The 23,516-nt window shown below is 31.4% G+C and carries 16 protein-coding genes; 9 read left to right on the forward strand and 7 right to left on the reverse strand.

Annotation, left to right across the window (positions count from 1 at the left end; translation table 11 throughout):
• Positions 1–59: 59 nt before the first annotated feature.
• The gene (locus OIU80_RS11955; protein WP_264287233.1) at positions 60–1,115 is read right to left on the reverse strand and encodes a sialidase family protein; all 1,056 of its coding nucleotides are present in this window, start codon (positions 1,113–1,115) and stop codon (positions 60–62) included.
• Between the two features lie 118 nt (positions 1,116–1,233).
• Between OIU80_RS11955 and OIU80_RS11960 the strand changes: the two genes are divergently transcribed.
• The 3 genes from OIU80_RS11960 (at position 1,234) to OIU80_RS11970 (ending at position 6,040) form a co-directional block, all read left to right on the forward strand.
• Positions 1,234–2,571: a hypothetical protein gene (locus tag OIU80_RS11960; protein ID WP_264287234.1), complete on the forward strand. Its 1,338-nt coding sequence runs from the start codon at positions 1,234–1,236 to the stop codon at positions 2,569–2,571.
• A 136-nt stretch (positions 2,572–2,707) separates the two neighbouring features.
• Positions 2,708–4,666, forward strand: coding sequence for a KUP/HAK/KT family potassium transporter (locus tag OIU80_RS11965; RefSeq protein ID WP_264287235.1), 1,959 nt, complete (start codon positions 2,708–2,710; stop codon positions 4,664–4,666).
• A 141-nt stretch (positions 4,667–4,807) separates the two neighbouring features.
• Positions 4,808–6,040, forward strand: coding sequence for an RsmB/NOP family class I SAM-dependent RNA methyltransferase (locus tag OIU80_RS11970; RefSeq protein ID WP_264287236.1), 1,233 nt, complete (start codon positions 4,808–4,810; stop codon positions 6,038–6,040).
• Positions 6,041–6,101: 61 nt separating this feature from the next.
• On the opposite strand, the gene OIU80_RS11975 is transcribed toward OIU80_RS11970, so the two are convergent.
• The 5 genes from OIU80_RS11975 to OIU80_RS11995 form a co-directional block, all read right to left on the reverse strand.
• A complete protein-coding gene (locus OIU80_RS11975; RefSeq protein WP_264287237.1) occupies positions 6,102–6,611 on the reverse strand; it encodes a hypothetical protein in 510 nt (169 codons plus the stop codon).
• A gap of 52 nt (positions 6,612–6,663) precedes the next feature.
• Positions 6,664–8,199, reverse strand: a complete 1,536-nt coding sequence (locus OIU80_RS11980) for a YifB family Mg chelatase-like AAA ATPase (protein ID WP_264287238.1) — start codon at positions 8,197–8,199, stop codon at positions 6,664–6,666.
• Positions 8,200–8,634: 435 nt separating this feature from the next.
• Entirely contained in the window at positions 8,635–9,264 is a 630-nt protein-coding gene (locus tag OIU80_RS11985) for a hypothetical protein (protein WP_264287239.1), read from the reverse strand.
• Between the two features lie 1,259 nt (positions 9,265–10,523).
• Complete coding sequence (locus OIU80_RS11990) at positions 10,524–11,153, reverse strand: hypothetical protein (protein WP_264287240.1); 630 nt, start codon at positions 11,151–11,153, stop codon at positions 10,524–10,526.
• Positions 11,154–11,495: 342 nt separating this feature from the next.
• Positions 11,496–12,131, reverse strand: coding sequence for a hypothetical protein (locus OIU80_RS11995; RefSeq protein ID WP_264287241.1), 636 nt, complete (start codon positions 12,129–12,131; stop codon positions 11,496–11,498).
• Positions 12,132–13,087: 956 nt separating this feature from the next.
• On the opposite strand from OIU80_RS11995, the gene OIU80_RS12000 reads away from it, so the two are divergent.
• Both OIU80_RS12000 and OIU80_RS12005 read left to right on the forward strand, forming a co-directional pair.
• Entirely contained in the window at positions 13,088–13,522 is a 435-nt protein-coding gene (locus OIU80_RS12000) for a GNAT family N-acetyltransferase (RefSeq protein ID WP_264287242.1), read from the forward strand.
• A gap of 203 nt (positions 13,523–13,725) precedes the next feature.
• The gene (locus tag OIU80_RS12005) at positions 13,726–14,799 is read left to right on the forward strand and encodes an alanine/ornithine racemase family PLP-dependent enzyme (RefSeq protein WP_264287243.1); all 1,074 of its coding nucleotides are present in this window, start codon (positions 13,726–13,728) and stop codon (positions 14,797–14,799) included.
• Positions 14,800–14,856: 57 nt separating this feature from the next.
• On the opposite strand, the gene OIU80_RS12010 is transcribed toward OIU80_RS12005, so the two are convergent.
• A complete protein-coding gene (locus tag OIU80_RS12010) occupies positions 14,857–15,264 on the reverse strand; it encodes a RidA family protein (RefSeq protein WP_264287244.1) in 408 nt (135 codons plus the stop codon).
• A 345-nt stretch (positions 15,265–15,609) separates the two neighbouring features.
• Between OIU80_RS12010 and OIU80_RS12015 the strand changes: the two genes are divergently transcribed.
• The 4 genes from OIU80_RS12015 to OIU80_RS12030 all read left to right on the forward strand — a co-directional run bounded on the left by OIU80_RS12015 (position 15,610) and on the right by OIU80_RS12030 (position 23,371).
• Positions 15,610–17,046, forward strand: coding sequence for a S41 family peptidase (locus OIU80_RS12015; protein WP_264287245.1), 1,437 nt, complete (start codon positions 15,610–15,612; stop codon positions 17,044–17,046).
• Between the two features lie 175 nt (positions 17,047–17,221).
• Entirely contained in the window at positions 17,222–20,209 is a 2,988-nt protein-coding gene (locus OIU80_RS12020) for an amidohydrolase family protein (RefSeq protein WP_264287246.1), read from the forward strand.
• A gap of 35 nt (positions 20,210–20,244) precedes the next feature.
• Entirely contained in the window at positions 20,245–21,552 is a 1,308-nt protein-coding gene (locus OIU80_RS12025; protein ID WP_264287247.1) for an amidohydrolase family protein, read from the forward strand.
• Positions 21,553–22,054: 502 nt separating this feature from the next.
• Positions 22,055–23,371: an ammonium transporter gene (locus tag OIU80_RS12030; protein WP_264287248.1), complete on the forward strand. Its 1,317-nt coding sequence runs from the start codon at positions 22,055–22,057 to the stop codon at positions 23,369–23,371.
• The last annotated feature ends 145 nt before the right edge of the window (positions 23,372–23,516 follow it).

Below are 23,516 nucleotides of genomic sequence, written 5' to 3' on the forward strand. Positions count from 1 at the left end.
TACTTAAAAATAACAACAGCGGAGAGCCCTTATAATAATTACTTTATTATTTAGGGCTCTCATTTTTTAAAGCGGATTTGAACCATTTTATTATGTCCTGCAGCAATTGCTGTATTTGAATTTATAAATCGTATTGTAAAAAAACTTGAATCTGTAGACAATTGCTTCCAAGAAATTCCTCCATCTGCTGAATAATGTATTCCTAATGCTCCAACTACCACAAGCTCTTTTCCTTTGCTTTTTGGTACATACTGTACACAAGAAGCATAACCAAAGCCCGAGTTCTGAGCAATTAAATTCCAAGTTTTTCCTCCATCGGTTGTTATTGCTTTATTATCTGAATTTTGCTCTGGAAGTTCATAATCACCACCAGCAATAAATCCATTTTTTGAGTCATAAAAATCGGCTGTAAAAATTCCAGTCATTGTTTTTCCTTGTACAATAGGCGTTTCTGCAACTTTCCAGGATTTCCCTTTATCATTAGAATAAAAAACTCTTGCTCTTTTTCCTCCTGAAACCAACCAAGTATTTTTCCCTTTTATAACAATATTAGTATTACTTGCAGCAAATGCCGCTTCTCCTTTGGCCATTGTAGGCAGCTGATCTGCTAATAATTTTACCCATGTATTACCTCCATCACGTGTTATTAATATCGAAAAACTATCTTCAGTAGGATCTCCTATGGCAATTCCTTCGGTATCATTCCAAAACTGCATACTATCATAAAACACTTTGTCATTGACCTCTTTATAAACTAATTTAGTATTTTTAGTATCTTTTGAAACTTGATAAAGCAAAGCTGGATTTGCAACACTTAACAAAAAAATATTCTTTGATGTTTGTGCTATACTTCTAAACTCTAATTTTAAAGTATCTCTATAAATATGCTCCACATATTTTTCTTTATCCTTCAAATTATAATATCCAAATCGTGAATTATCAGCTCCAAACCACACTTTGTTTTTATCGATTACTAGTGCTCTAATACTTATTTTATCGTTAAACAATGTATCGATCTCTATCGACTTAAATCCTTTATCGATTACTCCGTAATTTACTGTCTGACAATGTGCTACCAAACTAAAAAAACTTAAAAAGAGAACCAGTTTCTTCATGATGTTTTTAATTATTTTTATGCTAAAATACAATTATTTACATAAAATCAAAATGCTAAATATTTTTTATGGCACAGTAATTGGATAATTCAAAATAACAATCATAATACGATACATCATGAAAACGAAACTACTTTTAATAGGCCTACTAACTTTAGGGTTTGCTACAATGCAAGCTCAAGCTGGAGCTACTGTATATGCTAAAAATTCTGATATTAGTGATAATTTAGATTTAAGAGCTGTAGCTTCAATTTTTGGAGAATCTGCAAATCTTCAGGATTTCGAAAGAAGATTAAACGAACCCAAATTTCAAATATCAAACCTCGATTTAAATGATGATAATCAAGTCGATTATTTACGTGTAATCGAAAGTGTAGAAAACAGAACTCACGTAATCATCATACAAGCTGTACTTGACCGTGATGTTTACCAAGACGTAGCAACAATTGATTTAGAGAGAGATTCTTTTAACAAAGTTCATATACAAGTTGTTGGGAACGACTTTATTTATGGTTCTAATTATATCTATGAGCCTGTTTATACCGTTACTCCTGTAATTTACACTTCGTTTTGGGTAACCAATTACCGTCCTTATTATTCAAGCTGGAGATGGAATTACTATCCAACTTACTATACTGCATGGAGACCTTACCCGATTTATAGATACAGAAGTAACATTAACATTTGTATTAACGTAAACAACCATTACAACTATGTAAATCATAGAAGAAGTAGTGCTGCAGTTGTAATATACAACTCAAATCGTTCTTATGGTTATGAAAGACGCAATCCTAACAATGGATTCTCTCAACGTAACAGCAATGTAAACAACAGATATGAATTAGACCAAAGACGCGTTGCTAGTAGAGAAACAAACAGAAGAGGAAACTCATATTCTAATACCAACAGAACAACTGATAGAACGGCAACAACTAATAGAGATTACTCTCAAAACAGAACAAGTTCTTCTAGAGAAAATAATTCTACTGCAAGACCAACTACTCGTGATTATTCTCAAAATAGAACAAGCTCAACTGGAACGTCTGTAGATAGAACAAATACTTCTAGAGATTATAATAGAGGAAATGCTACTCAAAGAACAGAAACTACTAGAGATTATACTCAAAACAGACCAAGTTCTACTACTGCAACACCTACTCAAAGAACTGAAACTACTAGAGATTATAATCAAAATAGAACAAATTCTACTGTAGCAACACCTACGCAAAGAACTGAAACTACTAGAGATTACAGTCAAAATAGAGGAAATGCTTCTAGAGACTATTCGTCTCAAAGAAGTGAGAGCTCTAGAGGAAGTTCTGAAAACAGAACAAGCTCAGCTAGACAATCAAGCCCGCAAGGCTCTAGTGATCAAAGATCTAATTCGGCTTCTAGAAGTAATTCAAGTCCAAGAGAAAACAGCTCTTCTGAAAGAAGCGGCAACCGAAGAGGCTAATTTTATTATAATTAGCTGATTAAAATAAAAACACGATTTAACCATCGTGTTTTTTTTATCTTTATTATTCATAATTTGATGTTAATTTGTTTTAAAACAGTAAATTTGACGCGACTTTTATAAAATTAAAAATTAAATGAGCGCATCACACAAGAACTTACATAGTAAGTTAACTTTCGGAGGTTTATTAATCACTTTAGGAATTATTTATGGTGATATAGGGACCTCTCCTTTATATGTAATGAAAGCCATACTCGGCAAACATATAATCGATGCCGACATTGTTTTAGGTGGTATTTCATGTGTTTTTTGGACATTAACCCTTCAAACAACCATAAAATACGTCCTTATCACGTTAAGTGCCGATAATCATGGCGAGGGCGGAATTTTTGCCTTATACGCTCTGGTTAAAAAAACAAAGATTAAATGGTTAATTGTTCCCGCCATTATAGGAGGAAGTGCCTTACTTGCCGATGGGATTATTACACCACCAATTTCTGTTTCTTCTGCAATAGAAGGAATTAAGACTTATTACCCTAGTATCAATACTGTTCCTATTGTTATTGCAATCTTATTTGTTCTATTTACGATTCAGCAATTTGGTACTAAATTAGTTGGTAAATTTTTTGCCCCAATGATGCTAATCTGGTTTACCATGCTTGGTACTTTAGGAGTAATACAAATTGTACATCATCCTGAAGTCTTTAAAGCAATAAATCCTTATTATGCTTATCGATTGTTATCTATACATCCTGATGGTTTCTTTGTATTAGGTTTTGTATTTTTATGTACTACTGGAGCCGAAGCTTTGTACTCTGATATGGGGCATTGTGGAAGAAAAAACATTCGTATTAGCTGGATATTTGTTAAATCGGCATTAGTCTTAAATTATTTTGGACAAGCAGCTTATTTAATTCATCACGAAGGAAAAACGCTTCAAGAATTAGGTGGCAACGGAAATCCTTTCTATTTAATAATGGCAAGTTGGTTCCAACCTATTGGTATTGTCATTGCAACTCTTGCTGCTGTAATTGCTTCTCAAGCACTTATCAGTGGTTCATTTACATTGATAAATGAAGCAATGCGATTAAATTTCTGGCCTAAAGTAAAAATAAAATATCCTACTGAATTAAAAGGACAATTATACATTCCGTCTATAAACTGGCTATTGTTTTTTGGTTGTGTTGGAATCGTATTGCATTTTGAAGAATCTGGAAAAATGGAACATGCCTATGGTCTAGCCATTGTTTTGTGTATGATTATGACCACTATCCTACTTAATTTTTACTTAATCATGAAACGAGTAAAATTATATTTCATGGTTCCATTAATCACTATATACTTAGCAATCGAAATCAGTTTCTTAATTGCCAATGTAACTAAGTTTGCCGAAGGTGGTTATGTAACATTGATTATTGCATCGGTACTTATTTTGATTATGACGATTTGGTACTTAGCCAAGAAAATCAATAAAAACTATACTAAGGTTATCAAAATTGAAGACTATAAAAAAGTATTGATGGAATTGAGCGAAGATTTATCTATTCCAAAATATGCAACGCATTTAGTTTATATGACGAATGCTAGTCGTGTAGATGAACTTGAGGAAAAAGTCATTTATTCTATTTTGCAAAAACGTCCAAAGAGAGCTGACATTTACTGGTTCGTTCACGTAAATATTTTGACTGAGCCATACAAAACTCAATATAAAGTTACCGAAATTGCTAAAGACGATATTTATAGAGTTGATTTTAATTTAGGATTTAGAGAACCTACCAAAATCAACTTAATGTTTAGAGAAGTTATTCGTGATATGGTCAAAAAAGGAGAAGTTGATATTACTAGCCGATACGAGTCTTTGAATAAAAATAATATTATTGGAGATTTCAAATTTGTATTATCTGAGAAATTCCTTTCTAACGATAATGACTTAAGATGGCATGAAAATATTATCATGAACTCTTATTTCTTTATCAAGAAATTAAGTTTATCTGAAGAACGCGCTTTTGGACTAGACAGCAGTTCTGTAAAAATAGAAAAATTCCCAATGGTGCTTCATGCTCCAGAAAATATAGGCTTAACACGAGTTCACTAAGCCTTAATAAATAGTTACAAAACACTCTTTTAATTCCTAAAAGAGTGTTTTTTTTTGGTTTAAAAATATAAAAAGAACATTCAAAATTAAAAATTTAACTTTCAAGCAATTAATACTACCTTTGCAGCTCAATTATTTAAAATGAGATTACACAGAAATTTAGTTTATACTACCATCGATTCTTTAAATGCTATATTTAATGAAGGTGAATATGCAGATAAAGTGGTTGCAAGAGCATTAAAAAAAGACAAACGTTGGGGAAGTTCTGACAGGAAATTTGTCGCTGAAACGATATACGAAATAGTTCGTTGGAAAAGATTATACGGTGAAATTGCCGAAGTTAAAGAACCGTTTGACAGAGATAACCTTTGGAGAATGTTTTCGGTATGGGCTGTATTAAGAGGATATCCTATTCCTGATTGGCGCCAGCTTGAAGGTGTTCCTGAAAGAAAAATAAAAGGTCGTTTTGACGAGCTTTCTAAAATCAGAGCGATTAAAGAATCTATTCCTGACTGGATGGATGAATTAGGAGTTAAAGAATTAGGTGAAAAACTTTGGGCTACAGAAATTGCTGCTCAAAACCAGCCTGCTAAAGTTATACTTAGAGTAAATACTCTAAAAACGACTAAGGAGCAATTAAGAGCGATCTTAATGGATTTAAATATCGAGACTGACTATTTAAAAGATCAACCTGATGCTTTGGTTCTAAAAGAAAGAGCCAACGTATTCTTAACTGATGCTTTTAAACAAGGTTTCTTTGAGGTTCAGGATGCTAACTCTCAACTTGTTGCTGCTTTTCTTGATGTAAAACCAGGAATGCGTGTAGTTGATACTTGTGCTGGTGCTGGTGGAAAAACATTACATATTGCTTCTTTGATGGAAAACAAAGGTCAATTAATTGCAATGGATTTATACGAAAGTAAATTGAAGCAATTGAAACTTAGAGCAAAACGTAATGGTGCTTTTAATATCGAATACCGCATTATCGACACTACTAAGGTAATTAAGAAATTACACGAAAAAGCTGATAGAGTTTTAATCGATGCTCCTTGTAGTGGTTTGGGTGTTTTAAAAAGAAACCCTGATGCTAAATGGAAATTAAAGCCTGAGTTTATCGATAACATTCGTAAAGTTCAAGCTGAAGTTTTAGAAAACTATTCTAAGATTGTAAAACCAGGTGGTAAACTAGTTTATGCTACGTGTTCTATTTTGCCTTCTGAGAATCAAGAGCAAGTAGAGAAATTCTTAAAAACAGAAATTGGTAAGCAGTTTACTTTTGTAAAAGATCGTAAAATATTAGCTTCTGAGTCTGGTTTTGATGGTTTTTATATGGCATTATTAGAGCGTAAAGATGCTCCAGTTGTGGCTTCGTAAAACGAAATTATACTTATATATTTAAAAAGGTTTAACATGAATTCAATGTTAAACCTTTTTTTCATTCTGGTTTTAGAGAATCTGAAATATTACTTCCTCTAATAAGCATTTTAGGTTCAGTATTCTCTTTGTTTTTTGTTAGAATACTAATAATATCTAAATCTGTGTCTTTCAAATTTTCAATTGAATCAGAATTAATTACATCTGCTTTAAATATATATTTTTCGTCAATTTTATAAGTTCCTACATCTTTAAGAATAACTACGCCATTTAATATAAACAGAAACTTTTTACTTTTACTTTTCGTGAATTTATTCTTAATATCATTCAGAGACATTAAATTAACATCTTTTGGATTTTTTGAAGTAATCATTATTCTTCCTGTATAATTAACTGTTTCAATTGTGATTGTATCTTTTATCACATTAATATCTTTAATTTCGTTTACATCAAAATTTGCAAGGGCGTTTTTATGTACAAAATTTCCATCCAAAAAAAAGGCAGGTTCATTTGTTTGTGAATGTATCCCTGTAAACATAAATAGTGAAAACAAAATAAATAGTACTTTCATAATTATAATAGGTCAAGAATTAATTAGTTATTTAAATATACTATTATTTCTCTTACCCCAACCAACCATCACGATCTAAACTACGGTATTGAATGGCTTCGGCAATATGAGAAGAAATAATATTGGGAGCCGCTTCTAAGTCAGCGATAGTTCTGGCTACTTTCAAAATTCTGTCGTACGCTCTAGCCGAAAGATTAAGTCGTTCCATTGCCGTTTTTAATAATAATTTTGATTGTTCATCGAGCGCACAAAACTCGCGTATTTGCTTCGTGTTCATTTGGGCATTGTAATTTATATTCTCTAAAGATTCAAATCTTTTGGCTTGGATTTCACGTCCTGCCGTAACACGTCCTCGAATATGCACACTACTCTCAGCCTTATTATCATCTGCTAATTTTTCAAAAGGAACTGGCGTAACTTCTATATGAATATCTATTCTGTCTAATAAAGGTCCTGAAATCTTGCTTAAATACCGTTGCATTTCGTGTGGAGAAGATTTTTGTGGTGCATCTGGATCATTAAAGAATCCGCTTGGGCTTGGGTTCATACTCGCTACAAGCATAAAAGATGACGGATAGGTAACGGTAAACTTTGCTCGCGAAATTGTTACTTCTCTATCTTCCAGAGGCTGACGCATTACTTCGAGAACATCTCTTTTAAACTCAGGTAATTCATCTAAGAATAATACTCCATTATGCGCCATCGATATTTCTCCTGGTTGTGGGTAACTCCCTCCTCCTACTAATGCTACATTCGAAATAGTGTGATGTGGTGATCGAAAAGGTCTTTGATTCATTAAGCCTACTTCTTTTAATTTTCCTGCAACACTATGAATTTTTGTCGTTTCTAATGCTTCTTTTAATGTCATTGGTGGCAAAATACTGGGTAATCGTTTGGCAAGCATCGTTTTTCCTGCCCCCGGAGGTCCTACCAAAATTATATTGTGTCCACCAGCTGCAGCAATTTCCATACAACGCTTGATGCTCTCCTGTCCTCTTACATCGGAGAAATCGAATTCAGGGAAATCTAATGTTTTATAAAACTCTGCTCTTGTATCTATAACTGTAGTTTCCAGAGTTCCTTTTCCTTCTAAAAAATCTATTACTTCCTGTACGTTTTCAACTCCATAAACATCTAATCCAGCTACAATTGCAGCTTCTTTTACATTTTGCTTTGGCAGAAAAAAACCTTTATATCCTTCTTCTTTAGCTTTTATAGCAATTGGCAAAGCGCCTCGAATGGGCTGTAAGCTTCCGTCAAGCGAAAGTTCTCCCATAATGACATACTTATCTAGTTCGGGTGCTTTTATTTGATCTGAAGCCACTAAAATACCAATTGCCAAAGTTAAGTCGTAAGCCGAACCTTCTTTACGTAAATCGGCAGGCGCCATATTTATGGTTATTTTTTTGCCAGGCATTTTGTACCCGTTATTTTTTAATGCTGCTGCAATCCTAAAACAACTTTCTTTGATTGCACTATCTGGCAAACCTACTAAATGATACCCAATTCCTGTATCCATATTTACCTCAACAGTAATAGTTGTGGCTTCTACTCCAAAAACTGCGCTTCCGTATACTTTAACTAACATATATGCTTTTATTTATGAAAGTAAAAGTATTTAAATATAAATTAAAAAAGCAACTATTTGTAATATTTAACTTACAAATAGTTGCTTTTTTAAACTTATAATCCCTTAAGGAATCAAGGTGATTCTTAAATATAGCTCAATAATTACACTTCTTTCTCATCTGAATGTAATGATTTATAAAACTTAATTTTTCATATCCCTTTTTGTGGCTATTTAAAACAAGGCATTACATTGTCTATCCTTGCCTAACCTGAACCAATAATTTCGCCATCAAATTCTGCAACGAGCAATTCAATATCTGGTGAAGTCAACATTTTATCTATATTATAGTATTCATTATCATATCTTCCTTAATTAATCAAGAAACCAATTAAGTAATGTATCAAAATACTTTAATCTAGATTTATATTTCTGGAATACTTTAAAAAATTATATTTAGTTATTATCTCCCATTACCATAAAAGTAAAAGATCGATTCTGTAGTACTCCTGAGTCATTTCCAGTTTTCACATGAAGTTCTTTTATATTGATAAAAGCAATTTGAGTATTATCATTTGTATACAATTTCAGTCCAACAATATCTAGATTCGGTTGCTCACCATTAGGCACTGATGATCCAGTGCTTCCGTATGAATCTACCATACTTATAGAGGCGCTATAGATATTCGCGAAAGGAGTATCAAAAACAATTATAAAATATCCGTTTCTGGGATTACTTATAGTGTAATTAAGACCTTTGGTAATCGCAATACCACCTATAGGATCTACTGCAGCTTGGTTTTTTTCAGTTTTAGAAGCTGAACTACTTTTTCCAAATACAGATCCTATTGTCCCTGCTAAGATTCGTGGTGGTTGAAATTCATTTGGAATTTTATGAACGGAGCCATCTTTTGATATTGTTAGTACATCATTTTTGCTATCGCCAAGAGTAACTTCTCTGATAATTAGATTTCCATTTATATCTAATGTTGCCTTCGGTGAAATTGTATTGATTCCTGTAAATGATTGTGCTAATAGATTGTTGCTTAAAATTATTAATAAAAATAATAAATACTTTCCTTTCATAAATTGATATTTTAGTTTTAAATGTTTGTAATAGCCATTTGTATTCTTTTTTAAATAGATATAAAATCTATCTACTTCTTTTAAGCGTCTAGAAAGCACTTTTATTGATTACCGTTTAAATTTTAGATTACCAAAATAAAACTTGCTTATGCATTTACTTAACATAAAGACATTTTATTTGAAAGGGTAAAAAATTTATTACCTCTAGTAAAGGGATGAGAAGAAATCCAGTAATTAATCGGTAAAATAATATTATATAGTGGCTACACTCATACAATACACCTCTTATTACTTTAATGTTTAGATTTACAAATATATCAAAAAAATTTGTTTTAACAAAGCATTTTTACACAAAATCTAAAAAACTCATAGTTTTTACTGACTTTTTAGAATAAAAACAAATAAAAGAGGCTTAAAGCAATTATTTTTGCAAACTTTACAGAATGCCCTTTTATGAATTATAAATTAAATATTGTAAAAACAGAAATTGAATATGTTGGATATCGATTTAATCTGTAACTTAAAAATACAGTTTCATATTTTTTTTTGACCAGAATCTTTCTTTACTCATTTAACAACAAAAACAATTGAAACTTACTACTATTACTCATAAACTTCCTCATTATTGCATTTATAAAAATCTTTTTTCTATACTCAAAAATTATAATAGCTCCTTCATTGTAACATAAACAGTATTAATGTGCATACTATAAAAGACAAAAGATGAATTGGTTAAATAAAACACTTCTATTATAAAACAATCAACCTCCATTCCGAACTATATAAAAATGCCGAATATGAAGTTCATAAACAAAACCCAAGTAGCCATTTACAGGCGTATTATTTAAAAGACAATGTAGCTTTAGTAAATATCAAGACTTTTAATCCAAAATTATTTGATGAAATAAAAGAGAATTACACTCTGTTCTTAAAGCAAATCTTTAAAGAAATTAAGGCTAAGAAATAAATTACACTTCCTTTCTCGTCTGAATGTAGTCATTTGTAAAGCCTAATTTTCTATATACCTTTTTATGGCTATTTAAAATAAGGTTTTACATTGTCTATCCTTCACTTAACCTGAATCAATAATTTCGCCATCAAATTCTGCAACGAGCAATTCAATATCTGGCGAAGTCATCATTTTATCAACATTATAGTATTCATTAACATCCCCCTATTTAATTAAGAAACCAATTAAGTAATGTATCAAAACGTTTTAATCTAGATTTATATTTCTGGAATACTTAAAAAAATTATATTTAGTTATTATCTCCCATCACCATAAAAGTAAAAGATCGATTCTGTAGTACTCCTGAGTCATTTCCAGTTTTCACATGAAGTTCTTTTATATTAATAAAAGCAATTTGAGTATTATCATTTGTATACAATCTTAATCCAACACTATCTAGATCCGGTTTCTCACCAGTACTTACTGACCACCAGCTGCTACCATACGTATCTACCATACTTATAGAGGCGCTATAGATATTCGTGAAAGGAGTGTCAAAGACAATTACAAAATATCCGTTTTGGGGATTACTTATAGTGTAGTTAAAACCTTTGGTAATCGCAATACCACCTATAGGATCTACTGCAGCTTTGTTATGTTCTGTTTTAGGAACATCCTTATTTGTTCCAAATATAGATCCTATTGTCCCTGCTAAGATTCGTGGTGGTTGAAATTCATTTGGAATTTTATAAATGGAACCATCTTTTGATATTGTTAGTACATCATTTTTGCTGTCGCCAAGAGCAACTTTTCTGATAATTAGATTTCCATTTATATCTAATGTTGCCTTCGGTGAAATTGTATTGATCCCTGTAAGTGATTGTGCTAATAGATCATTACTTAAAATTATTAATAAAAATAATAAATACTTTCCCTTCATAAATTGATAGTTTTAATTTTAAATGTTTCTAATTTAGTTTATATTAAATATTTGTATTCTTTTTTAAATAGCTATAAAATCTATCTACTTATCTTAAGCGCCTAGAAAGCTCTTTTTTATTAATCATCATTTAAATTTTAGATTACCAAAATAAAACTTGCTTACGTATTTACTTAACATAAAGACATTGCGTTTAAAAGGGTAAAAAAAATTTATTACCTTCTAGTAAGGGGGAGGAGAAATTTAGTAATTAATCGATAAAAACAATATTATATAGTGCCTACACTCATACAATGCACCTCTTATTACTTGAATATTTAGATTTACAATTACTTTAAAAAATTATATTTCGTTATTATCTCCCATTACCATAAAAGTAAAAGATCGATTCTGTAGTTGTCCATTCTCTCTTCCAGTTTTCACATGAAGTTCATTTACATTTATAAAAGCAATTTGAGTATTATCATTTGTATACAATCTTAATCCAACACTATCTAGATCCGGTTGCTCACCATAACCTATTACTCCCCATTTGCTTCCGTATGAATCCACCATACTTATAGAGGCGCTATAGATATTCGTGAAAGGAGTATCAAAGACAATTACAAAATATCCGTTATCGGGATTACTTATAGTGTAGTTAAGGCCTTTGGTAATCGCAATACCACCTATAGGATCTACTGCAGCTTGATTTTTTTCTGTTTTAGTAGCGGAATTAGCTCTTCCAAATACAGATCCTATTGTCCCTGATAAGATTCGTGGTGGCTGAAATTCATTTGGAATTTTATAAATGGAACCATCTTTTGATATTGTTAGTACATCATTTTTGCTGTCGCCAAGAGCAACTTTTCTGATAATTAGATTTCCATTTATATCTAATGTGGCCTTCGGTGAAATTGTATTGATTCCTGTAAGTGATTGTGCTAATAGATCATTACTTAAAATTATTAATAAAAATAATAAATACTTTCCTTTCATAAATTGATAGTTTTGTTTTAAATCTTTGTAATTTAGTTTATATTAGATATTTGTATTCTTTTTTCAAATAGATATAAAATCTATCTACTTATTTTAAGCGTCTAAAAAGCATTTTTTTTATTGATGATCGTTTAAATTTTAGATTATCAAAATAAAACTTGCTTACGTACTTACTCAACATAAAGACATTGCATTTGAAAGGGTAAAAAAATCTTTTATTACCTTACACGTAAAAGGGGGGGGAGAATCCAGTAATTAATCGGTAAAAAATAATATTATATAGTGCCTACACTCATACAATACACCTCTCATTACTTGAATTTTTAGATTTACAAATATATTAAAAAAATTATTTTGACAAAATATCTTTACACAAAATTTAAAAACAAGGCAATTTTTCCTATTTTTTTTAGAATAAAACAACTAAAAGAGGCTTAAGACAATTATTTCTATAAGTCTTACAGAATGCCCTTTTATGAATTATAAATTAAATATTTCAGTAAAAAAGAAATTGAATATGTTGGATATGGATTTAACCTTATAATTTAAAAATACTGTTTCATAAAAAAATTATTGAAATTTTTGACCAGAATCTTTCCTCACTATTTTAACAACAAAAACAATTGGAACTTACTACTATTACTCATAAAACTTCCTCATAATTGCATTTATAAAAATCCTTTTTCTACTCTAAAAAAGCAATAAAACCAACCTCTTGATTATTTGCCCAAAACAAAATAAGCTGGTTATTTTGGTGATTTTGCGGTTATTTTTCCTTAAATTGCGAAAATATCTATCATTTTTTAGTCAAAATATTTATTTGCCATTTATCAAATTCTATTTTACCTATCTGGAATCTGACTAAAAAAACGTATCAATTTGCAATTCATATTGCATCTTTTGCCCTTTGAAAAAATTTCATAACTGGGCTCAAATAATCGAAAAAGAACAATAAAATGGAATTCAAGATAATTACTCCTGAACAAGGAGAGGATAAAACATTTACTGGTGAAATAATCGCTAAATTTCTTCATACTCATCTGGAACAATATGGAGACACTCTTGAAGATATACTTAAAGCAATCGCATATGCAATGAATCCTGCTAAAGGCGGAACAATCGTGCTTGGTCTAGAAGAGAATAAAATCGTAGGTGCTTGTGTATTAAACAATACAGGGATGAAAGATTATATTCCTGAAAATATACTTGTATATATTGCAGTTGACAAGAGCCAAAGAGGAAAAGGTTACGGAAAGAAATTAATGCAAAAAGTAATTGCTACAGCCCAAGGAAATATTGCATTACATGTAGAACCCGATAATCCAGCTAAAATTTTGTACGAAAAACTAGGTTTTACAAATAAATACCTTGAAATGCGTTTGAATAAATAAGCAATTATTAGCTCAACTCATTTCTTTGTAATTCAAGCTTTTACAGACTATAAAAGCTAAAAAAAACGTTTCATTCAAAATAAATTATATAGGATATGAAAAAAAACATATTTCGAAAACCTATATTTTTTTGTGCGTTAACTACCATTTTTACCTATTACACCCAACAGGTTAATTTAAATTAAAAAAAGAAAAGGAACGCAATGGCATTCATAAAATTATATCGTAAAAAATTAGAAGAGAATTATACTTTTCTCAACAACATTTTCATTTCAAAAAATATTAAATGGGGCGTTGTCTCTAAACTTTTATGTGGAAACAAAATATATCTTAAAGAGATAATTGCTTTGGGAGTTACAGAAATTCATGACTCACGAGTTAGTAACTTAAGGAAAATCAAAGCATTAGATCCAAACATTCAAACCGTTTATATTAAACCACCTGCAAAACGAAGCATTGCAAGCATTGTAAAATATGCCGATGTTAGTTTTAATACTGAAATTTATACCATACAGCTGCTTTCGCGTGAAGCCGAAAAACAAAATAAAATCCATAAAATCATTATTATGATTGAAATGGGAGATTTACGCGAAGGTGTAATGGGCGAAGATTTAGTTGAGTTTTATGGTCAGGTTTTAAGTCTTCCAAATATTGAAATTCGCGGTATTGGTACCAACCTTAATTGTTTGAGCGGCGTGATGCCTACTCAGGACAAACTAATTCAGTTAAGTTTATACAAGCAACTTATTGAAGCTAAATTTAATATCAGTATTCCGTGGGTTTCTGGCGGAACTTCGGTTGCACTGCCTTTAATCATTAAAAATGCAAGACCAATGGAAGTTAACCATTTTAGGATTGGTGAAGCATTGTTCTTCGGGAAGGACTTATTTACTGGAGAAACTATTGAAGGGATGCACAACGATGTTTTCAAGCTTTATACTGAGATTATCGAAATAACCGAAAAACCAGATATCCCAACTGGCGAATTGGGCGAAAATGTCGCTGGAAATACCTTTTCTATGAACGATACCGAAGATTTTGGCGGTACTTCATTGCGGGCAATCCTTGATATTGGTTTACTCGATATGCAACCGCAATACTTAGAATCTGATGATGCCGAAATTAGTATTGTCGATGCTAGTTCGGATATGTTAGTAATTGATATTTCTAAATCTAAAAAGAAATATAAAATTGGAGATTTAGTCTCGTTTAATATTAAATATATGGGTGCCTTATATCTGCTAAACTCCGATTATATCGAAAAAACTATTGAGTAGTTTATAAAAAACGAGATGAATATCATCTCGTTTTTTATTTTAGTAGAGTTAATAAAGTTACTTAGCAGCCCAGATTTCGATTTCCAGTTTAATATCTGGTAATCCCAATGCCGAAATGTAACCTACAGTCATTGATGGATATACTTCTCCAAAAAACGCATTCCATACCGCATAAAAAGCATCCCAGTCAATTTCTTGTGTTGCCCAGATATTCACTTTTATAACATCATCAGCTACCAATTCCTGACTATCTAAAACAGCTTTTATATTCTGAAAAGTATTTGCTACTTGCTCATTAAAATTATCTGGCAAATTGCCTTCTTTACTTGTACCTATTTGACCCGAAAAAGTATAAATATCTGCATTACCTGATATTTTCGTAACATGTGAATAATTACCTACTGGTGCTGATAATGTACTTGGATTTGATCTTGTTACTGCTTTTATCTTATTGTTTTCGCCCATTTTTGTTTCTAATAATTATTAAATTTTGACAACTTTTATTTCTCAAATAATTTCGAGTCTAACAAATTTAAAAGATGCAACTCTAAATCTGTTTTCTATTTTGAAATATTTAACTTGTTGTATTATCAGCAAAATCAGCACTTCGCACTGATTCAACATTCATTTCAATAAATTATATTCGCTATTATAACTTCAACGATATTAAAAAATTAAGGCAACTCATTATTTATAAATGATTTACAATAAAATTATATATTAGCACATGTATTCCCCTAACCATTTGTCCTTGAATCATTAAGGCATTTCAATAAAAAAAAGTTACCAACCAATCAAACGAGAGTAATCATGAAAAACAAATTATCCCCAACAGAAAACAGGCTTTTTTATTTTAATCACCCGTTTATTTTTCTTCTACTATTTTCATTTGCTTTTATAGTAAATACAAACGCCCAACAGAAAACAATAAATGAAAAATTTAAAAAAGAAACCGTTTTAAAAATGGATTCGTTATTACAAAAAAATTACATATTTCCTGATAAAGCCAAATTAATTGGAAACCATTTAAAAAATTCCGTGAAAGAAGGTAAGTTTAAAAAATATGATTTATTAGATTCTTTTGCAGTAGCCTTAACAAAAGAAGTTCGATTTATTAATAATGACAAGCATCTTGGAATATGGCCCAAATTTATCCCTGCTATTAATGAAAAGAAAGATCCAAATAAAGATTCTTATGAAGTTTATCTGCACAATTACACCGAAAACCGCAAACTGGCAAATGGTTTTAGAGAAGTTAAAATAATTGATGGAAATATCGGATATCTTAAGTTTGACTTTTTTATACACGAAACCAAACAAACAATTGATTCTTATATGCACTTACTGGCAAATACCGATGCTATCATAATTGATTTAAGAACGAATGGCGGTGGTAGTCCAAAAACGGTACAGTATTTATGCAGTTATTTTTTTAAAGCCCCTTTATTACTAAATACTTTATACTTTAGAAAAGACAATTTTACTGAGGAATTTTGGGTAAAAGATGTAAATGGAAAAAAGATGCTCGATATTCCCTTATTCATACTTACTAGCCCAAAAACTTTTTCGGGCGCCGAAGAATTCAGTTATAATATGCAAACCCAAAAAAGAGCAACATTAATAGGTGAAACAACTGGTGGCGGAGCAAATCCGGGTGAGGTTTTAGAAATTAATAATCTGTTAGAAATGTTTGTTCCTAATGGAACTGGTATAAACCCAATTACAAAAACGAACTGGGAAGGTATAGGTGTAATTCCCGAATACAAGACTACCCCCGAAGTAGCTTATGATAAAGCTATAGAATTAGCACAAAAAGGAGCGGAAGGGTATCGAAATAAAAATGCAGCTGAATCTAAAAAACTGTATCAGGAACTACAAACAGCTATTGCTCAACAAACAAAACCTGTTAACGAAGCTGATACGGCTAAGATGGATCAGCAACTATTTGATGTTGTAAAAAAATTAACTGAATCTGATTTATACAAAGAGGACGATATCGTTGCAGTTGCTTCTCAGTATGAAAAAACTAAACCTTATATTGCCGAATCCATATTAAAGAGCAATTCTGAGTTACACCCCAACTCTCCTATCGCCTTTTTAAAATATGGTGATATTCTGGAACAAAACGGAAAGAAGACTAATGCTATAGCAGTTTTAAAAAAATCTGTAGAAATTGCTGCCGAAATTAAGGCTCCATATCTGGAAGGATTAAAAGCCCGCTATGAAAGCCTGTTAAATAAAAACTAGTATCTGCTAATAAATCAGTACTATTACTACCTATTTTACTCTTTTAAGATTGCCTAATAAAACGTCCCATTGCGCTATTTCATTAGCTTGCTTCAATAAATAAAATAATTTTTAGGTTTTAACTTGCCCAAGTATTAATATTTGCTATTTTTATGAAAAACTAACCTATATATTTATGAAAAAAGCCATATTACTACTCTTTTTGAGCACTTTTTTAACAAAAATACACGCCCAGGATTATTTTCCTAATAATGAAAGTATTCACAATAAAAACAATAATTATACCGTTTTTACTAATGCAACTATTTATGTAACTCCTACACAAAAAATAGAAAAAGGCACCTTACTTATTCAAGATGGAAAAGTAGTTGGTGCAGGAAATAATATCGCTATTCCCAAAAATAGCGTCACAATTAATTTGGAAGGAAAAACAATTTACCCTTCATTTATAGATATTTACACCTCATTTGGAGTAGAAAAACCAAAAGGTTATTCTGGAGGGCGCAACCCATTATACGATACTAAAAGAGCTGGATATTATTGGAATGAAAGTATTCGTTCTGAAGTAAACGCATACGAAAGCTTTAAATACGACCAACCTAAAGCCGAAGAATTATTAAAAGCAGGTTTTGGAGTAGTTGGAACTCATATCCCTGACGGAGTTGCTCGTGGAACTGGTGTATTAATAGCATTAAATAATAGTGAGAATAGTACAAGAATACTGTCTAACAAAGCAACCAATCATTTTGGATTTACACGAAGTGTAGCAACTAACCAAGCGTATCCAAGTTCTTTAATGGGTATGATGGCATTGCTTCGCCAAATGTATTTGGATTTAGACTGGTATAAAAAAGGCAATTCGACTACCAAAGATCTATCATTAGAAGCCTTGGCTAGTAACGAAAAACTGGCACAAATATTTACTACAGAAGACAAATTAAACAGCTTAAGAGCTGCCAAAATAGCTAAAGAATTTGGATTAAATTTTATCTTAAAAGGATCAGGAAATGAATTTGAAAGAATTGAAGAAATAAAAAAGACAAATTCTCAATTTATTATCCCGATAAATTTCCCAGAAGCATATGATGTTTCTAATCCTTATCAATCCAATCAATTAGAATTAGCCGACCTACGTTTTTGGAATCAAGCCCCAACTAATCTAAAAGTTCTTTCTGACAATGGGATTGTTTTTGCTTTGACAACTGACAAGTTAAAAAAAACAGAAGATTTTAGAACCAATTTGATAAAAGCTATTAAATATGGTTTTGACAAAACAAAAGCACTTGAAGCCTTAACAACTGTACCTGCTGCTATATTAGGAAAAAGTAATGAAATAGGAAGTTTAAAAAATGGTAGTTATGCAAACTTCGTAATTACTTCAGGAGAAATATTTGATGAAAAAACCGTTTTATATGAAAACTGGGTTCAAGGAAGTAAATATGTTGTTACTGATGTTAATACAAAAGACATCCGTGGTAATTATGATTTAACAATTGATACAACTACTTATAAATGGAAAATCGATGGTACAATTACTGCCCCAAAATCAGAAGTTACAACAGCTGACGCTAAAAAAGCAACGACTACATTTTCAGTTTCAAACAATTGGGTTTCATTACTAATTAAATCCAAAGATTCTACTAAAGCTGACTATACTCGCTTAACAGGACTTATAGAAAACATACAAAAACTTTCTGGAAAAGCAGTTTTACCTAATGGAAATGAAACTCAATGGACTGCAATAAAAACAGCTCCTTTTGTAATGGAAAAAGACTCTGCTAACACAGAAAAATTAAACCCTATAATGCCAGTTACTTTCCCAAACATAGCTTTTGGTAACTCAAAAAAATTAACAGCACAAACTATATTATTTAAAAATGCCACTGTTTGGACTAATGAAAAAGAAGGAATTCTTGAAGAAACTGATGTCTTAATCAAAAATGGAAAAATAGCTGCTGTAGGGAAAAATTTATCCGATGCATCAGCAACAGTTATTGATGCAAAAGGAAAACACCTTACGAGTGGTATTATTGACGAACACTCACACATTGCAATATCAAATGGGGTAAATGAAATGGGACACAACTCAACAGCAGAAGTAACTATTGAAGATGTTGTAAACTCAGAAGACATTAATATTTATAGAGATTTGGCTGGTGGAGTTACAATTTCTCAATTACTACATGGATCTGCCAACCCAATTGGTGGCCGTTCAGCAATTGTAAAATGGAAATGGGGACAACCTGCAGAAGAAATGCTATATAAAAATCAGCCTAAATTTATCAAATTTGCACTGGGTGAAAACGTAAAACAATCTAATTGGGGAATTACAAATCCTACACGTTTCCCTCAAACAAGAATGGGAGTTGAACAAGTTTTTACTGATTATTTTCAACGCGCAAAAGAGTATGATGCCACTTGGAAAAAATACAATTCGGGTTCTAAAAAAGGAAAAGCACCTAGAGTAGATTTAGAATTACAAACTATTGCCGAAATCATAAACAAAGAGCGCTTTATTACTTGTCACTCTTATATAGAATCGGAGATTTTAATGTTAATGAATGTTACTGAAAAATTCAATTTTAAAGTAAACACTTTTACCCATATTCTAGAAGGATATAAAGTAGCCGATAAAATGAAAGAACACGGAGTTGGAGCTTCAACTTTTTCTGATTGGTGGGCATATAAATTTGAAGTAAATGATGCTATCCCATTTAATGGACCAATTATGCACAATGAAGGAATTGTAGTTGCCTATAACTCTGATGATGCCGAGATGTCCAGAAGATTAAATCAAGAAGCTGCCAAAGCAGTAAAATATGGTAATGTATCTGAAGAAGAAGCTTGGAAATTTGTCACTCTGAATCCTGCAAAATTATTACATATTGATGATAAAGTAGGTAGTTTAAAAATAGGAAAAGATGCAGATGTTGTGTTATGGAATACTAATCCATTATCTATTTATGCTAAAGCCGAAAAAACAATTATTGAAGGTGTTGTATATTATGATGTTCTAAAAGAAACAGAACAAGAGCTTGCTATAACCAAAGAAAGAAGTGAGCTAATAGGTCAATTGCTACAAGAAAAAAACAAAGGAGCAGCTACTCAGCAACCAAAAAAGAAAGAGAAAAAAGAATATCACTGTGATACTTTAGAACAATAAAAACGAAAGATTCACAAATAGAAAAATAGAGAACTATGACAAGTAAAAACATATATATTTTACTATTGGCATTTTGCATGCCAATATATATAAAAGCACAGCAAACGCCAGCTCCAAAACAAACAAAATCAGTTTTAATACTAAATGCTACTGCACATTTAGGCAATGGAACTGTGATAGAAAATAGTGCTATCGGGTTTAAAGATGGAAAAATAACATTGGTAGCTGATGCCAGAACAATCAGACTAGCTGCAGATGCATACGACACTACAATTGAAGCTAGCGGTAAACATGTATATCCAGGATTTATTGCTCCAAATTCCACGTTAGGACTTGTAGAAATTGATGCTGTAAAATCATCTAATGATGATGAGGAAATTGGAAGTTTTAATCCTAATGTAAGAAGTATTATTGCTTATAATTCTGAATCTAAGGTAATAGAAACCGTTCGTCCAAACGGAATTTTAATAGCACAAATCACGCCTCGTGGCGGAAGAGTTTCTGGAACTTCATCAATAGTACAATTAGATGCATGGAGTTGGCAAGATGCCGTACTTAAAGAAAATGACGGGATTCATCTTAATTTCCCTCCTAGCTTTAAAAAAAGTGGTTCTTGGTTTGAGCCAGGTCCTATTGAAGCCAACAAAGATTATGTACCCCAAATTGAAGAAATCAATGCTTTTTTAATTAATTCTAAAGCCTATTTCGGGGACGCTCCAAAAGAAAGAAACTTGATTTTTGAATCAACAAAAGGGCTTTTTGATGGAACTCAAACTTTGTTCATCCATGCCGATGGAGAAAAACAAATCATTGATGCTATAAAATTAACTCAGGATAATGGAATCAAAAAAGTAGTTATCGTAGGTGGTTTTGAAGCTTATAAAACTGCTGATTTATTACAAAAAAACAATATCGGAGTATTACTAAAACGTGTTCATGATATGCCACAAAGTGATGATCAAGATGTTAATTTACCTTATAAGATGGCGAAAATATTAACCGACAAAGGTATTTTAGTTGGTTTAGAAAATAGTGGCGACAATGAACGTATGAATACTCGAAACTTAGCATTTTTGGCTGGAACATGTGCAGCTTATGGTTTAGACAAAGAACAAGCATTACAATTAATAACATCTAATACCGCTAAACTATTAAGTATAGATGAACTTTGCGGAACTCTAGAAACAGGAAAAGACGCTACTTTATTTATATCCGAAGGTGATGCACTCGATATGAGAACCAACAAACTTACTAATGCTTTTATACAAGGTAGAATGATTAGTCTGGAAACACATCAAACTAAATTAAATAAAAAATACAAAGAGAAATACAATCAGAAATAAACGCTATTAATAATAGCCTGTTGGGTATAATTTATGTTTTTTTAGAAACATAGAAACATAGCTAGTAGCTCTGTATTTTTAAATAAGTGAAACGTCTTTTTTTAGAATAAAAACTCTATGTTTCTATGTGTTAAAATCATATCTAATTCTTAATTAATAGTTATAAACCATTTATAACAAAGTCAAAAGACCTAAATGAGCAATTCATTTAGGTCTTTTTTATTTAAATACATTTTATAAAATGCTTAAATCCTACATTCAAACTAATTACTCTTCCCATCATAAAACAAAACTGACAATTTTAATTAAAACACAAACTATAAACTCATCTTTCATAGAGTCAGATATTCGTAAAACTCAATTTAGGCATAATTTTTAATTACTACCGTCAAAATTAAGGGGGTCAAAATGAAAATTTAATAAAAATAAAACACTAAGTATCGTTTTTTAAAGGGGTATTAAATCATTTTATACTTTTATTAAAATTTAAAACTAACCAACTATGCGAAAAATTATTTTAACTGTGATTCTTATCACGATTTTGGTATTAACCTTTCTCTCTAATTTTATCTTGTCCGATAACCCAATTCCTGCCGAAACTGTTAAGTTTGATACTGGCGATACTGCTTGGATGATTGTTGCAACAGCATTTGTATTATTAATGACTCCAGGATTAGGTTTTTTTTACGGAGGTATGGTAGGCAAGAAAAACGTAATTAGTACCATGCTTCAAAGTTTTATGGCAATGGTAATTGTAACAATATTATGGGTCGTTATTGCATTTGGATTAGCATTTGGCCCATCAATAGGTGGAATTATAGGCAATCCAACTTCTAATTTATTTTTTCAAGGCGTAGGCACTAATACTGCATGGAGTCTTGCTCCTACTATTCCGTTTATGTTATTTGCATTATTCCAAGCCAAATTTGCCATTATAACCCCAGCTTTAATAACAGGAGCATTTGCAGAGCGCGTTCGTTTTTGGGCTTATTTATTATTCATGGTTTTATTCATATTATTTATATACTCTCCTTTGGCACACATGACATGGCATCCAAAAGGCATTTTCTTTAAAATGGGCGTACTTGATTTTGCTGGAGGAACAGTTGTACATATGAGTGCAGGTTGGGCTGCATTAGCCGGAGCCATATTTTTAGGAAAAAGAAAAGTTCAAAAAATAAATCCTGCTCGTATTACTTATGTTTTACTAGGAACAGCATTATTGTGGTTTGGTTGGTTTGGGTTTAATGCTGGTTCAGCTTTAGGAGCAAATGGTTTAGCCGTACAAGCCTTAGGAACAACTACAGTTGCAGCCGCAGCCGCAGCAATGGCTTGGGTATTTCTAGATAAAATTTTAGGACATAAATTATCGGCACTCGGAGCTTGTATTGGAGCTGTTGTAGGGCTCGTAGCTATTACTCCTGCAGCAGGTTTTGTAAGCATACCACACGCAATCTTTATTGGAGCATTTGCTGCTATTGTAAGTAATCTTGTCGTAGGCAAATTCCCTAAAGGAAAAATCGATGATGCGCTAGATGTTTTTGCTTGTCACGGCGTTGGTGGTATGGTAGGAATGGTATTAACTGGCGTTTTTGCTTCTAAAGCTATTAACCCAGCTGTTGGAGATAATCAGGGGCTTATTTTTGGGAGCACAACATTATTCACAAACCAATTAATAGCAATGGTTATTGTATCAGTTTTTGCTTTTGTAGGCTCTTATATTCTTTTCTTTATTGTAAATAAAATTACGCCGCTAAGAGTAACAGAAGAAAAAGAAGAACTAGGTTTGGATATTTCTCAACACGGAGAATTTTTATAAAACTAATTTTCAATAACTTACTCAAACAAAAAAGCACTCTAAATTTATATCTAGAGTGCTTTTTTACTTAAATTAATATTACCTTTTTCTAAATAGAAAATGAATTTATAAAAGAGAAAAAATAACCTATACTAAAAATCATCAG

The sequence above is a fragment of the Flavobacterium frigoritolerans genome, assembly GCF_025847275.1.
GTDB lineage: Bacteria > Bacteroidota > Bacteroidia > Flavobacteriales > Flavobacteriaceae > Flavobacterium > Flavobacterium frigoritolerans.

What these genes read in the sequence shown, in the direction of transcription:
- OIU80_RS11965 (WP_264287235.1), top strand. Translation starts at nt 2,708, where the DNA reads ATGAGCGCATCACACAAGAACTTACATAGTAAGTTAACTTTCGGAGGT.
- OIU80_RS12005 (WP_264287243.1), top strand. Translation starts at nt 13,726, where the DNA reads ATGGCATTCATAAAATTATATCGTAAAAAATTAGAAGAGAATTATACT.
- OIU80_RS11970 (WP_264287236.1), top strand. Translation starts at nt 4,808, where the DNA reads ATGAGATTACACAGAAATTTAGTTTATACTACCATCGATTCTTTAAAT.
- OIU80_RS12000 (WP_264287242.1), top strand. Translation starts at nt 13,088, where the DNA reads ATGGAATTCAAGATAATTACTCCTGAACAAGGAGAGGATAAAACATTT.
- OIU80_RS11960 (WP_264287234.1), top strand. Translation starts at nt 1,234, where the DNA reads ATGAAAACGAAACTACTTTTAATAGGCCTACTAACTTTAGGGTTTGCT.
- OIU80_RS11980 (WP_264287238.1), bottom strand. Translation starts at nt 8,199, where the DNA reads ATGTTAGTTAAAGTATACGGAAGCGCAGTTTTTGGAGTAGAAGCCACA.
- OIU80_RS11990 (WP_264287240.1), bottom strand. Translation starts at nt 11,153, where the DNA reads ATGAAGGGAAAGTATTTATTATTTTTATTAATAATTTTAAGTAATGAT.
- OIU80_RS12030 (WP_264287248.1), top strand. Translation starts at nt 22,055, where the DNA reads ATGCGAAAAATTATTTTAACTGTGATTCTTATCACGATTTTGGTATTA.
- OIU80_RS11985 (WP_264287239.1), bottom strand. Translation starts at nt 9,264, where the DNA reads ATGAAAGGAAAGTATTTATTATTTTTATTAATAATTTTAAGCAACAAT.
- OIU80_RS11995 (WP_264287241.1), bottom strand. Translation starts at nt 12,131, where the DNA reads ATGAAAGGAAAGTATTTATTATTTTTATTAATAATTTTAAGTAATGAT.
- OIU80_RS12015 (WP_264287245.1), top strand. Translation starts at nt 15,610, where the DNA reads ATGAAAAACAAATTATCCCCAACAGAAAACAGGCTTTTTTATTTTAAT.
- OIU80_RS11975 (WP_264287237.1), bottom strand. Translation starts at nt 6,611, where the DNA reads ATGAAAGTACTATTTATTTTGTTTTCACTATTTATGTTTACAGGGATA.
- OIU80_RS12010 (WP_264287244.1), bottom strand. Translation starts at nt 15,264, where the DNA reads ATGGGCGAAAACAATAAGATAAAAGCAGTAACAAGATCAAATCCAAGT.
- OIU80_RS11955 (WP_264287233.1), bottom strand. Translation starts at nt 1,115, where the DNA reads ATGAAGAAACTGGTTCTCTTTTTAAGTTTTTTTAGTTTGGTAGCACAT.
- OIU80_RS12020 (WP_264287246.1), top strand. Translation starts at nt 17,222, where the DNA reads ATGAAAAAAGCCATATTACTACTCTTTTTGAGCACTTTTTTAACAAAA.
- OIU80_RS12025 (WP_264287247.1), top strand. Translation starts at nt 20,245, where the DNA reads ATGACAAGTAAAAACATATATATTTTACTATTGGCATTTTGCATGCCA.